The 14,309-nt window shown below is 54.4% G+C and carries 8 protein-coding genes and 2 pseudogenes; 8 read left to right on the top strand and 2 right to left on the bottom strand.

What is annotated here, in order from left to right:
* Positions 1–327: 327 nt before the first annotated feature.
* Positions 328–1,389, bottom strand: a pseudogene (gene istA, locus ACTNA2_RS08350) (IS21 family transposase); the annotation flags it as partial.
* Positions 1,390–1,667: 278 nt separating this feature from the next.
* Between istA and ACTNA2_RS08345 the strand changes: the two are divergent.
* From ACTNA2_RS08345 to ACTNA2_RS08325, 5 genes are all read left to right on the top strand, one after another.
* Positions 1,668–3,098, top strand: a complete 1,431-nt coding sequence (locus ACTNA2_RS08345) for a hypothetical protein (protein WP_441049213.1) — start codon at positions 1,668–1,670, stop codon at positions 3,096–3,098.
* Positions 3,099–3,130: 32 nt separating this feature from the next.
* A complete protein-coding gene (locus ACTNA2_RS08340) occupies positions 3,131–5,362 on the top strand; it encodes a hypothetical protein (protein ID WP_441049211.1) in 2,232 nt (743 codons plus the stop codon).
* Between the two features lie 325 nt (positions 5,363–5,687).
* Positions 5,688–7,859, top strand: a complete 2,172-nt coding sequence (locus tag ACTNA2_RS08335) for an NlpC/P60 family protein (protein WP_441049209.1) — start codon at positions 5,688–5,690, stop codon at positions 7,857–7,859.
* Positions 7,860–7,902: 43 nt separating this feature from the next.
* Entirely contained in the window at positions 7,903–8,757 is an 855-nt protein-coding gene (locus ACTNA2_RS08330) for a LicD family protein (protein ID WP_441049207.1), read from the top strand.
* The gene (locus ACTNA2_RS08325) at positions 8,757–9,989 is read left to right on the top strand and encodes a lipopolysaccharide biosynthesis protein (RefSeq protein ID WP_441049205.1); all 1,233 of its coding nucleotides are present in this window, start codon (positions 8,757–8,759) and stop codon (positions 9,987–9,989) included. The genes ACTNA2_RS08330 and ACTNA2_RS08325 overlap by 1 nt, the downstream gene beginning before the upstream one ends.
* A gap of 339 nt (positions 9,990–10,328) precedes the next feature.
* Here the strand turns inward: ACTNA2_RS08325 and ACTNA2_RS08320 are convergent.
* Positions 10,329–11,609 (bottom strand): annotated as a pseudogene (locus tag ACTNA2_RS08320) (IS256 family transposase).
* A 71-nt stretch (positions 11,610–11,680) separates the two neighbouring features.
* On the opposite strand from ACTNA2_RS08320, the gene ACTNA2_RS08315 reads away from it, so the two are divergent.
* From ACTNA2_RS08315 to ACTNA2_RS08305, 3 genes are all read left to right on the top strand, one after another.
* Positions 11,681–11,884 (top strand): NlpC/P60 family protein, encoded by a 204-nt coding sequence (locus ACTNA2_RS08315; protein ID WP_441049203.1) that lies wholly within the window; start codon positions 11,681–11,683, stop codon positions 11,882–11,884.
* Positions 11,885–12,013: 129 nt separating this feature from the next.
* Positions 12,014–12,820, top strand: a complete 807-nt coding sequence (locus tag ACTNA2_RS08310; protein WP_441049201.1) for a glycosyltransferase family 2 protein — start codon at positions 12,014–12,016, stop codon at positions 12,818–12,820.
* A 15-nt stretch (positions 12,821–12,835) separates the two neighbouring features.
* Positions 12,836–13,669, top strand: a complete 834-nt coding sequence (locus ACTNA2_RS08305; RefSeq protein ID WP_441049199.1) for an NAD-dependent epimerase/dehydratase family protein — start codon at positions 12,836–12,838, stop codon at positions 13,667–13,669.
* The last annotated feature ends 640 nt before the right edge of the window (positions 13,670–14,309 follow it).

Here is a 14,309-nt window from a genome sequence, read left to right as displayed (position 1 = left end):
GTAGACCGACAGGTCGGCCCCGCCGGCCCCGCCGCCGCCTCCCGCGATGCGCCTCGCCGGCACGTCGACCGTGGCGTCGTCGGGGACGCGGCCGCCCTCGACGACCCTGAGCGCCGCCTCGCATGCCGCCTCGAAGCCCGAGGACTCGCTCGCCCGGCCGATCGACCTGAGCGTGCGCCTCCTGCCGGCGGAGTCCATCCGGTCGATCCCCTCGGCGAGCCCCGGCGGCATGTCGCGCCTGATCGTCGACTCCCCGAAGGCCCTCGGCCTGGCGATGATGGCGGGCACGAGCGAGAGGGGGTTCCGGACCGCGGGGCCCTCCCCGAAGGCCCTGGGGAGGACGGCGACCCGGCGGCCGCGGTCGGCGAGGATCTCCACCGTCGTCGCGCGCATGCCGACGAGCAGGCTCCGCCCGTGCCAGGCGGGCCCGGCGACGTACTCGCGCCCGTCGGCCTCGACGTAGCCGCGCTTGTCGGCGCGGGCGGCGACCCACCTCACCGCGTCGAACTCCACGCCGGGAAGGGCGCGCATGGCGGCTAGGTCCTCCCGGTAGGCCTCCCCGTGCGGCCTGCCGTCGCGGCAGCGCGCCGCCGCGCTGACCCTCGCGCATCCCCCGGCGAGGAACGCGTTGAGCTCGGGGAGCGTGCCGAACGCCGGCACGGGGACGAGGAGGTTGCGCCGGAGGAACCCCACGGCGTTCTCGACGGAGCCCTTCTCGTTTCCCGAATAGGGGTCGCGGTACCGGCTCTCGAAGCGGTAGTGGGCCCTGAACTGCGAGAACAGCCTCGATTCCGTGACCTCGCCGCGTACCATCCTGCCCGCCTCGGTGGCGTTGTCGAGCACCATCGCAGCCGGGGCGCGGCCCCAGCGGCGGAAGATCTCGAGCAGCCCGGCGCACAGGCACTCCGACCTCTGCGACATGAGGGCGACGCACTGCCGGTCGTTCGAGTGCGGGAGCGTCGCGACCAGCAGCTTGAGGTCGAGGGTCCTCCCGCCGACCGCGGCGCGGAAGTTCCCGAAATCGACCTGGCAGGTGCCGGGCGCCCACTCGAGCTCGAGGTACCCCTCTCCGCCCGCCGCCGCCCGGGCGAGCCTGAGCTCGCGGACGAACCTCTGCACGGTGGAGTACGAGCCGCCGTAGCCGCGCTCGGCGACGAGCCTGTCGTAGATCCGCCTGGCGGTGTGGCGCTGCTTCCTCGGGGCCCCGAGGTCGGCCTCGAGAACGCCCGCGACCCATTCCTCGTTGCCCTCGAGCGCGGGCCTGCCCCTCCTCCGGGGCATCGGCGCGGCGGGCGACATGTCCTCCATGTCGGCGTACTTCGCCACGGTGTTCCGGCTCACGTGGAGCATTCGGGCGATCTCGGACCTCGAGCGCCCGGCGGCATCCATCGACCGTATATCATTCACTGTGTCCAGGGGCACGGTCATCTCCTCCATCCTTCCCGGGCGGGCTCGCCAAAGTAACCGCCCGGGGAAACCATACGGCGAGGGCCCCGCCCCCGGGCCCCGGGGCGCGGCCCTCTTGCTTAAACTGCTCAATTTTTCGTGCTCACGGTGCTCATTTCCCAGTGATCACTCGGACCACTTCTTAGTGAACATCAACACTCCAGAGTGGGTGGCTGTATGCATGGGGCGCGTGGTATTGGCTCGACCCCTCAACGAAAGCTATGGCGACGGGCCTGGTGGACGATGGCTCGAATCTCTACGTCACGGACGCGTCGGGTGCCATGCGAATCGGTTGGGCTCAATTCGATGGCGCCTGGTACCATGCCGCGGGGTCGGGTGCGCTGGATGCGGGCTGGTATTGGGATGGCTCATCGTGGTACTGGCTCGACCTCGAAACCCGCGCGATGGCGACCGGGGAATTCGAGGCGTATGGCGACCACTATTACGCCCTGGGCAATGGTGCAATTCAAATGTCTGGATGGGCGCCTTATGGCGAGGGCCTGGCGCTGCTCAAATCGAACGGTGCCGTGATTTTCGTTGCGGGTAAAAATGCTTCGGGTGCGCCCGTGGTGCAGAGCGGGGCGCAAAGCACCGTACGCGGCGATTCGTGGGAGCAGGCTCTCCCTGGATTTTTCTCTGTCGACGGTAGGATGTTTTACGCGAATCCCGATGGCGCGCTGCAAATGGGATGGACGTGCATAGGCGATTCGTATTACTTTTTTGATTCCGATTACGCAATGCAAACAGGCTGGTATTGGGACGGCTCGTCCTGGTATTACCTTGACCCAGATGGCTCGATGGCAACGGGCTGGCGCGCAATATCGGGTTCGTGGTATTGCCTCGATTCCCAAACCGGCAGCATGCGCACCGGGTGGGTGAACGATAACGGCACGTGGTATTTCACGAACTCGTCGGGCGTAATGCAAACGGGCTGGTTGAGCTGGGGCGGTGCTTGGTATTACCTTGGTTCGAGCGGCGCCATGCAAACGGGTTGGTTGTATTATGACTCTGTATGGTACTGGCTCGATGAGGCAACGGGACGCATGGCGTCTTCCGGTTGGTATGATTGCGACGGAACCCGCTCGTGGTTTAACGCTTCGGGCGTGTGGGTCGATGCGTCCGGCTCGGTCTTGGGCGTAAGCAGGCAGCGTTTGCTCGAACAGCTCATTTCCCATGAGAACGATTCCTACTACTTTGGCACGCGATATGACACATCCTTAACCCCTGCGAACTGCACGTATCCCAACGGCGAGCCAAGAAGCGATGGGTTTACCGGAATGAATTGCGGCGGCTTCGTGTCGCATGTCTATGCGAAGGCCGGCGGTGATTTGTCAAAGATCGCAAACAACCAATCAAATTCGCCATGGCTGGGAGGCCCGGGCCGCGGAAGCTTCTGCAATGCGTACCGTTGGTATGGATACGCCATCGACAGTGGAGCCACGGTATTGCAGTTCAACAGCGTTTCGGAATTGCTTGCGAGCGGCGAGGCTCGCAAGGGCGATTTGGTGTTCTTCTACCCGTTTAATCCATATTCGACAGACTGCCACATCGGGTTTTTCTGGGGGGACACTCCTTACGAGAATCGCTTCTGGCATTCTTTCGGTGGCATGGGCAACAGCATCTCTGGATTTGTGAGCGATGGCCCGTCTTGAGTAATCCTCATGCGATAAAGAAGGGTTGAAACATGAAGAAAATGCGCAGGGCGACGTGCTCTCTGGCCCTTGCGGCGACGGTGTCGCTGGCGTTGCTTCCGAGTGCGGCATGGGCGCAAGACTCTTCCGTGGCTCCCGTTGAATCGCTTGCCGTCGCAGAGCAGGCTGGCGATGAAGCGGTGCTTGCCGTTTCGGAAGTGAGTGGGGCGCAAGCTGAAGAAAAAGATTCGCAAGAGGCGCAGCCGTATTTTGACCAAGTACTGTGCGAATTGGAGAGCACTTCGGCTGAATATACCGGTGCCGCAATTGCCCAGCAGGTTACGGTGCACGATGGGGAGCGGGTGCTTGCTGAGGGCCTTGACTACGCCGTTTTGTATGAAAACAACGTCATTCCCGGTGAGGCTTCTGTGCTCATTGAGGGCTTGGGAAATTATGCCGGCTTTGAGGCACGCATGTCGTTCGATATCGTGAGAAGCGCAGACAACCGAATCGCGCTTCCTGGATCGTGGCGGCATAATGCTACCGGATGGTGGTACGCCTACGACGATGGCGGCTATCCGGCGAATTGCACGCTCGAGGTCGATGGCACCCTATACAGCTTCGATTCAGCGGGCTATATGTATACGGGCTGGTATATCGTCGATGGCGCGTGGCACTATTCCTATTCGAATGGCGTAGTGGCCTCTGGCTGGGTGTTTGTCGGAGGTTCGTGGTATTACCTCGATTCCCAAACTAGGAACATGCGCACCGGGTGGGTGAACGATAACGGCACGTTGTATTTCACGAACTCGTCTGGCGCAATGCAAACGGGCTGGATTCTCGTCGACGGGTGCTGGTACTGGGCCTATTCGTCAGGTGCACTCGCTTCGTCATGGCAGTCGATTGGTGCGGCCCGCTATTATTTTGACCCGCAGACGTTCGCCATGTCCAAGGGGCGTCGCGATATCGATGGGAATATCTACTTTTTTGGCGACTATGGCCTCGCAAATGGATGGTGCAATGATGGAGCTGACTGGTATTACTGCTCCGATGGCATTGCGTGCACTGGCTGGAAACTCGTAGACGGCGCCTGGTATTACCTCGATCCGGCCTCCGATGGGAAGATGTCCGTCGGCTATTTGGACCTCGGCGACGCGGCTTATTATCTCAAACCCGATGGGGCCATGGCTGTCGGTTGGGCTCTGTCGGAGGGCGGCTGGTACTTTGCCTCTCAATCTGGCGCGCTTGCTTCTGGTTGGTATAAGGAGGGTGCGAGCTGGTATTACCTGGATGCATTTAGTCATCTTATGAAAACAGGCCTATTTGAGGTGGGCGGCAACGATTGTTTTGCAGACCAGAGCGGTAGGCTCGTGGTCTCAAGCTGGGTTGCCGTTGAGGACGGCGAAGAGAGGTATGCCGACGATAACGGATACCTTTGCAAGGATGTGATTCGCGAGGGCGGGACCATTCTTAAGACGGCCGGGGCTGATGGCTGGCAGATCGCGTCTGGTTGGGTTGATGTCGCGAACCAGAAGTGTTACGCCGAGCCCGGATCGGGCGTCATCCACCGTGGCTGGCTGCAGGTTGACGGCGATTGGTACTGGCTTGATGCCGATTCCGGCGTGATGAAAACCGGATGGCTATTTACCGGCGGTTCTTGGTACTACCTGAACGCTGACGGAAAAATGGCGACTGGCTGGAAATGCCTGAGTGGAACATGGTATTACCTTGATCCGGATGGCAGCATGCACGTTGGTTGGCTTAAAGACTCGGGTAAGTGGTATTACTTTGCATCGTCGGGAGCAATGGTGACAGGGTGGCATACCATCGATTCCCACTACTATCAGTTTGGCGGCGATGGGGCGATGCGCGAAGCGGAGCCGCTGGCGACAACCGACATACAGCGACGGCTCGTTGCCGCCTGTAGCGTGGTTCCCACTCCTGGGCCAGGGCTTTGCTCGGAATGGGTCGCTTCGGTGTTTAAGTGTATTGGGCAAGGGCAATTGCTTCCCAATAACGACTACGATGCCGACGACATGTTCTATGCCTATTGCGACCTCGATAATCTGAGTGAGCTTCGCGTTGGCATGATTATCGCGGTTCTATCCCATACTCATACGTACGCGGGATCGATTTGGGGCCACATTTGCATTTACGTAGGCAACAATACCGTCATGGACAATATCGGCCGCATTCGCACGATGCCGCTCGATGAATGGCTCAGCTATTACACAACGACCTATTCGCCGAAGTGGGGTTGGTACAACCGCGTTTCACTTGAGTAAAAATTCGGGATTGCTCTGATTGCCATGAAACGGGAGATTGCATTTCGTTCACTGCGGGTATCGCGTCGGAAGGCACGGTGCCCGTTTTTATTTGTGCGTCTCTTATGCCTGTGTTCCGGCCGCCCCGTTTCTTCTTGTTAAAAAGTGTCACCCGGGTGAACCATAGGCCTCCGTTTAAGGTGTTAATTACTTGCGACCAATATTGAAAAATCAACGATATGTTCAATTTACAGTAAAATCATATATATACTGAACAGATTATGGTGAAATTCTATCTTGTAGTGTGGATTACAATAATTATAGAGATTATTTTGGAGGGTTGGTTATGTATCGATTCGAAAAGAAAGCCGCACTTGTTTGTGCCGCTGCATCATTAACCATTGCTTGTTGTTTGCCCTTAAGTGCGAATACGGCGTCTGCGTTGGACTTCGGCGAGTCTCAGACTATTGAGTCGAAAGCGGATTTTGCTTCTGCGGTTTCTGATGATTACCAACCTGAGATTTCTACTGTCATAAAAGATGGATGGCAGCTGGACGAATCGTCTGGGGTCTGGTATTACGGAAAAAACGGTAAACATCAAACTGGCTGGTTGCAAACTGGGGGCTATTGGTATTGGCTTGATCCCGCCAATGGTGGTGCAATGCAGACTGGCTATTTTAATGTGACCGATGCCGGTGGATCAACTACCTCGTTTTATGCGAACGAAAGCAATGCCTCAAGACCTTACGGTGCGCTATACCAGAACTGCTGGCTGCTTAACTCAGATGGAAAATGGTTTTATGCCAATGCTGAAGGCGATCTTGCTGCCGGTTGGCTTTACCAAGACGGAACATGGTATTTCCTGGATCCTGCCACCCATGTTATGCGGGTCGGTTTTGTTGACCTCGGGAGTGAAAGATACTATTTAGATGCCTCTGGCGCAATGCAAACGGGCTGGATTCTCGTCGACGGGTGCTGGTACTGGGCCTATTCGTCAGGTGCACTCGCTTCGTCATGGCAGTCGATTGGTGCGGCCCGCTATTATTTTGACCCGCAGACGTTCGCCATGTCCAAGGGGCGTCGCGATATCGATGGGAATATCTACTTTTTTGGCGACTATGGCCTCGCAAATGGATGGTGCAATGATGGAGCTGACTGGTATTACTGCTCCGATGGCATTGCGTGCACTGGCTGGAAACTCGTAGACGGCGCCTGGTATTACCTCGATCCGGCCTCCGATGGGAAGATGTCCGTCGGCTATTTGGACCTCGGCGACGCGGCTTATTATCTCAAACCCGATGGGGCCATGGCTGTCGGTTGGGCTCTGTCGGAGGGCGGCTGGTACTTTGCCTCTCAATCTGGCGCGCTTGCTTCTGGTTGGTATAAGGAGGGTGCGAGCTGGTATTACCTGGATGCATTTAGTCATCTTATGAAAACAGGCCTATTTGAGGTGGGCGGCAACGATTGTTTTGCAGACCAGAGCGGTAGGCTCGTGGTCTCAAGCTGGGTTGCCGTTGAGGACGGCGAAGAGAGGTATGCCGACGATAACGGATACCTTTGCAAGGATGTGATTCGCGAGGGCGGGACCATTCTTAAGACGGCCGGGGCTGATGGCTGGCAGATCGCGTCTGGTTGGGTTGATGTCGCGAACCAGAAGTGTTACGCCGAGCCCGGATCGGGCGTCATCCACCGTGGCTGGCTGCAGGTTGACGGCGATTGGTACTGGCTTGATGCCGATTCCGGCGTGATGAAAACCGGATGGCTATTTACCGGCGGTTCTTGGTACTACCTGAACGCTGACGGAAAAATGGCGACTGGCTGGAAATGCCTGAGTGGAACATGGTATTACCTTGATCCGGATGGCAGCATGCACGTTGGTTGGCTTAAAGACTCGGGTAAGTGGTATTGGCTAGACGGAAGCGGGGCTATGGCGACTGGCGCCAGAACTATTGATGGCGTTCGTCGAATCTTCTGGAGCGATGGCCAGTGCGACAAGGTTGGCTGGCAAAATCCTCCACAGTATCCTCAGGTGAGCTCCTGGACTGTTCAGCTGCCCAGCTATTGCACCGGCTACTTTACCTATGTGACCCCTTCTCGCATTTCTGTCGAAGCCACACGCGAGGATTGCGTAGAAGCTTTCATTCAACGTGCCTATGAATACATTGGTACTCAATATATCGAGCCCTGGTCCACTGCTCCGGGCGGCGCTGTAGATTGCTCGGGCTTTGTTCTGCAGTGCCTTTATGCCACTGGCATGGATATGGGTGTCTACAATCCCTACAACCATCGATGGGATCCGAACCAAACCTACAATTCTATGAATTGGTATCGCAGCAACATCTTTATGCCTGTGAGTACGAGTTCGATCCAACGCGGCGATGTTATTTATTACCGTGGGCATATTGCAATTGCGCTCGGCGGCGGTATGATGATTGACTCCTGGCCTCATCAGGGCGTCGGAATTCATCCCATTAGCGCTAGGGGAAATGTAATCGGCGCATCTCGTCCATTCGTGTAATTGCTTCGTTGCAGGATTTGCAACAGGAAAGGTAAAGTGCTTTATGGCATTTAGGGAATATGAAGATATAAATGAGCTCAAGCGGCTTCAACGAACTATCGAGCAGGTTCTGAAGGATTTTATCCATACATGTGACAAACTCGATCTTGATTATTATGCGTACGGCGGTACTTGTATCGGTGCCGTACGCCATCAGGGCTTTATTCCATGGGACGACGACGTGGATGTTGCTATGCCGCGCGATGATTATGAGAAGTTCCTATCTAAAGGCCTTTCGATTCTAGGAGATAAGTACAGAATCGATAACGCGCGAACTCAAGAATTCTACCCTTCGCCGTTTTCATATCTTGCCCTTGTTGGCACAGTGAATGTGCCTGATTTCTTCGAGCACTGTAAATGGACTCGTTCTATAGGTATTGATATTTTCCCATTGGATAAAGTTTCCAATAATTCAATTCGAAGGATGCATCAGCTGGTTGGAACTTGGTTTTGGGGGCGTTTAGGGTTCCTCTCGGCAACTCCAAAACCATATTTGCCTTTTGATGGGCTTAAGAAGGACGTTATCTATCTTGTATGCGGTATAGCACATAAGGGACTCAGGTTCTTTCATGTTTCACCACGATGGATTCAGAAGAATTGGGAGCGCTGTGCAATGCTGGCAAAAAATGAAGAATGTCAGCTCGTCACAGATTTTTCTGATGGGCATCCTATGAAGTGGTCAGCCACTTCCGACGAGATCTATCCTTTATTGGAATCTCCCTTTGATGACTTTACCGTCAAGATTCCTCATGATTGGGATGGCTTGCTTACGCGTCAATACGGTGCGTATATGGAGCTGCCTCCTATGGAACAAAGAAAGAATCACTACCCTGTAGCGTTAGATTTTGGATCATATTAATGCAGGTTAAAAAGGAAGAACGCAGCTTAATCTTGAGCGGTTTTTTTTGGAATACGCTTGGAAGTACCATTAACGCACTTCAGGGGGTTGTATTACTTGCGATATTAACACGCTTATCAAATGCTTATGTTGGTGGTCTTTTTTCGCTTGCCTATGCGATAGGGTTGCAGTACCGCCCACTTGGGGCTTTCGAAACGCGAGTATTTCAGGTAACCGACACTAAAGGGCAGTTTTCATTTCAAACGTATCATTCAGCCCGCTTAATTACCTGTCTTGCAATGGTCGTGGCAATACTAATTCAATGCGTGGTCTCTTCAGGCCTTTCCGGTGATACTTTGGCTTTATTTCTGATTGCTGGATTACGACTAGCTGATGCATATGAGGATGTATACCAGGGGCAACTTCAACGTTTGGGCAGACTTGATTTGGGGGCACGTTCGTACTGCATTCGTGTCTGCATTACCACAGTCGTATTCTGCGTGGTGTTTGCGGGAACCGGCAATCTGTTGCTAACGGCGATAGTTACTGGTGCAATCACGTTTGTTTCAGTGCTGCTGCTAAACATCCCTATCTCAAAATCGGTATTTAATATCGAGCTGCGCTTTTCAAAACAGCAAATTCTTAAGTTGTTATCCATTTGTTTTCCGCTGTTCATTTCTTCATTCTTATCGAGTTATTTGGTAAATGCTTCAAAGTTTGCCGTTGAACGGGCGCTTTCTATGGAAGCACTTACGATTTATTCGATTCTCGTAATGCCTTCAATGGTCATTAATTTAATTGGTGGTTTTGTTTTCCAGCCGATGTTATCAACACTCGCTGATACCTTTGCCGAGCAAGGATGGAATGGTTTTATATCATTAATAAAAAAAGGTGTTATTGGGTCAGCATTAATATCAGTTCCGATTATAGTTGTTGCTGGTTTTATAGGACTGCCTATATTGTCAGCCATTTATCTCGTCGATCTGAGTCCGTATCTCGATTCCCTGATTGTTCTGATGATTGCTGGTGCGTTTAACGTTGTCTGTACGGTTTTGTATTATGGACTTGTAACTATGAGGTGCCAAAGGGCTGTTCTGATCTCTTATGTTGTTGCCGGTCTACTTGCCCTGCTAGTTTCTGTTCCGATAGTCTCCGCATTAGGTGTTTTGGGTGCTGGAATGTCCTACCTGCTTACAATGGCCTTCCTGTGTTTATTACTTTGTTATTCTCTTTTTAGTAATAAACATAATTAATGATTATTGTGCGCTCTAGGTAGCACCCGTTTCACGTTTTCCGTATCGCCTTTCATTTCACGGATTCGCCGCCTCCGTATCACCTGTTCCGCTGTTTCCGTATCGCTTTGCCCCTTCCGTAGAATCTTCTTGCCATGCAACCGATCGACGGAAGGAGAAAAGATAACGTGTCGGAAGTTGGTGTAGGGGCCGTTTCTTGATTCGTGAGTAATCGTCTTTCTCCGTACCACCTGTAGCGGGTAGTGTCGCGAATGTTGGTGTAAGGCTCGGTTCTCGAGGGTAGCCGCAGGCTGCCCGAGGAACCGAGAGTCGCCTAGAATGCCGTCATTCTAGTGCATGTCACGCCTCCTTCCTGCCGGGAATCGGGTTGTCGGCCACGACAAGGGCGATGATCCTTGCCGCATGCTCGGCAGCCGTGCCTTCGTAGGCGTGCGCGGGAGCGTTCACCTCGGCGCCCTCCACGGCCCTGCCGATGGAATCGTCGTTGAACCAGCGTCGGGCAGCCCAGTCCTCATCCATCTCGGAGAAGACGGCGCCCATCATCCTGATGAGCGACTTCCTGCTGGGGAACACCTGCACCACGCGGCTGCGGCGCTTGAGCTCGCGGTTGGCGCGCTCCTGAACGTTGTTGGTCCGCAGCCTCACAGGGTGCTCGTACGGAAAGTCCAGGTAGGCCAGCGCGTCGGCCTCCGCCTCCTCGAGTAGCTTGGCAGCGGCTGGGCAGAAGCCCTCTATCTGGCCGATCGCAAGCTGGTACAGCTCGCGCACCAGCTCCGGGTCGCGTTCCGCGAAGACGGCCTTCAGTATGCCCAGCACGGCGGTCTTCTTCTGCCTGGTGCTGGCGTTTCCGGCGGCGCTGCGCATCGGGTGGACGATGCAGCGCTGCCACGAGGCACCTGGGAACACCTCCCTGATGGCCCGCTTGAGGCCCTCGTGCGCATCGCTGGTGACGCAGACCACGCCGGAAACGCCGCGTGCGCGCAGTGAGATCAGGAACGATCTCCACCCGTCGTACGATTCGGTGTCGATGGCGTCCAGCTCCAGCAGGCGCCTGTAGCTGCCCGACCCGGTGCCGATGGCGGTGACGAGCGCGGTGGACTGCACGCGGCCGGCATCCCTGCACTTGATGTACGTTGCGTCCAGCCAGATGTAGGGGTACGACACGTCGAACAGGTCGCGTTACTGCAGGTCGGCGACCGTTTCGTCAAGCGACGAGCATATCCTGGAGACCTGGCTGGCGCTCGTGCGGTCGATGCCCATGGACTGCGCCACGCGCTTCGCCTTCCTGGTGGAGACGCCGTTGGTCACCATCTCGGACACCGCGGCGATGACCGCCCTGTCCACGCGCGAGCAGCGCTCCACCAGGTCCTCGGGGAAGTACGTGCCGACGCGCAGCTTGGGTATCCTGAGGGTGATGGCGCCGACGCTGGTGACCAGCCTGCGCTCGTGGTAGCCGTTGCGCTGGTTGCCGGCCTCGCAGGCCTCATCGGCCTGGGCGTCCATTATCTCGTTGACCAGGGATTCGGCCATCACCCTGATGAGCTCGGACATGTTGACCATGCCGCCATCGAATCTGGGCATCAGGGAGCCATCGGCTGCCATCTCGTGTATCTTGTCCATATGCGGTTATCGCCTTTCCGTGAATCCGAACCTAAACAATTCAAATTCTAGGCGATGACCGTTTCTTCATTTTGCGAATCAAGAAACGGCCCCTACACCAACTTTCGGCACGCGATCAGCGCCAAGTTGGGGATTTGATAATGACTAATGGTCACGTTTCAATCTACGTTGGTGGAGATCGCATCATTGAAGCGTATTCCCCTAGAGTTGGAGTACGTTACGCGAGCGTGTATTCATCAACACCTATACTTGCAGTTCTTCGACCGATTGTGTAGATAAGTACGATTGCTTGGGGATTCAATGGGGACGTTCGGTAACTAGGGAGGACTGGTGCTATCTTATATTGGTCTTTTTTGGAATGAGTGGCGAAGTCGCTCAAGCATAAATAGCGATCGGGAGTGCTGTTGATTTCTTCAAGCTTGGCCAAGCATGCCTTTGTCGTGTGCGCCTACGGAGAGAACCCGTATGTTGAGAGCACTATTGAGTCTCTGGAAGCTCAAACTGTTCAGTCGAAAATTGTTTTGTCGACTTCAACGCCGTCTGAGTATCTGGAGGATATCTGCTCTCGGCATGGTATTGAAATGGTTGTCAATCCCAATCGCTGCGGTGCTGGTTGTGATTGGAATTATGGCTATGATCACGCGGGAGCCGAGTGGGTTACCATGGCGCATCAAGACGATGTATATGATTCCCGTTTCACCGAGCGTGTTCTTGCGACTGTTGATTCTTATGATTCGGATTCGATTCAGCTCCTGTATACGGACTATTATGAACTTCGAAATGGTGAAGCCGTGGCAACTAACTTGTTGCTAAAGGTGAAGCGGGTTTTGAATTATATTCTTCGCTTCCCCCTTTTCAATGGCAGTAAGTTTGTGAAGCGGAGGGTTCTATCTCTCGGCTGTCCGATTTGTTGCCCGGCGGTCACCCTTAATTGCGCCGTTCTTGGACCGTCAGTTTTTGATTCAAAGTATGTCAATAGCTGCGATTACAAGACTTGGGTTAACCTTGCTAGCATTTGCGGTCGCTTTGTATATATTCCGGAAATGCTGATGGGACATCGGATTTACGAAGGTTCCGCTACCACTAAGAATCTTGGGGAGAACATTCGCAAACGTGAGGACCAAGAGATCCTCTCAACTCTGTGGCCGAAGCCTATTGCTGCTTTGATGAATCACTTTTATGCATATAGTGAAAAGAGCAATGCTCTTTAGGGACTGGGGTAGACAATGAAGACAATCGTGGTGACCGGCGCCAATGGGTATATTGGAAGGCATGTTGTTGATGCCTTCGTGGAAAAGGGGGCACGTGTCGTTGCTCTTGATTTGAATGAGGGGCCTGAAAAGGCTGGTGTTGCTTGGGTGACGGGCAATATCCTAGATCCTAACTTCGATTCTTCTGTCCTTGAGGCGTACGAGCCGGATGCATGCCTTCACCTTGCATGGCGGAACGGCTTCAATCATAACGCCGAAACGCACATGCTCGATCTTTCCAGCCACTATCGTTTCCTCTGTAAAATGGTTGAGTTTGGCATAAAGCAGATTGCTGTAATGGGAACCATGCATGAGGTTGGATATTGGGAAGGCCCCATAAGCGAAGATACGCCCTGTAATCCCATGAGCTTTTACGGAATTGCCAAGGATTCGCTCCGTCGCGCTTTTTTTGCTCGAGTGAAAAGCGAAAACATTACGGCGCAGTGGCTGCGTGCTTATTATATTTATGGCGACGATATCGCTTCCCAGTCTATTTTTGGAAAGATTCTGCGTGCTGACGCTGCAGGTCAAGAAACCTTCCCGTTTACCTCTGGCAAAAACAAATATGATTTCATTAAGGTTGACGAGCTCGCTCAGCAGATAAGTTCTTGTTTGCTTCAGGACTCGGTTCGCGGCGTCATCAATTGCTGCACAGGCTCCCCACTTTCGCTTGGGGAGGCTGTCGAGGGCTTTATTGAGGAGAATGGCCTTAGCATCAAGCTCGGTTACGGTGAGTATCCGGACCGTCCCTATGATTCTCCTGGTGTATGGGGGGATGCGAGCAAGATCAACCAGATCATGGGGGCGTAACGTTATTTGTGGGCGCTATTGCTTCGGCGGGGCCGGGCATTCGTGCTCGACCCCGCTATTTCTTACTTATTTCTGGCGTAGATACGTATCAACGATCGCTCTAGTTTCATTGAACAACGAGGTAGGGGTATATGTTACTGAACGCGAGGATTCATATGAACTGGCGACGAATCGTTGGAGAAGTCCAGCAATGGGTGTGTGGAGTGCGGCGAACTCCCGGAGTGCGAACAGTGCGCACGCAGTTCGCACTCCGGGAACTGAAGGGTAATCGCGCTTGATGCCGTTGTAAAAGCTCCTGTGGTCTGCATACATTCTCTTTCGCGACTCTTTGGAGCCGTTGGTCGATATTCCATCTCCCCATTTGTACCAAATGAGTGGTTTGGGAAGGAAGCTCATTTCGGCCTCAAAAAGTCCTAAAACGCCTATGAAGTCCTCGCAATATAGGACTCCATATTCATCCGATAGCTTGGTAAGGAGTCTTTTAAAAACCTCCTTTTCGTAGAACTGCGCTGAGCCCGGAATCCAATCGGGTAGTGTCCCGAATGTTGGTGTAGAGCTCGGTTTTCGAGGGTAGCCGCAGGCTGCCCGAGGAGCCGAGAATCACCTAGAATGCCGTCATTCTAGCGCATGCTACGCCGCC

It is taken from the genome of Collinsella sp. HCP28S3_E9 (genome assembly GCF_052065455.1).
GTDB lineage: Bacteria > Actinomycetota > Coriobacteriia > Coriobacteriales > Coriobacteriaceae > Collinsella.
Note: the sequence above shows the minus strand (reverse complement) of the source record. Positions and strands in the feature narration are given on the sequence as shown.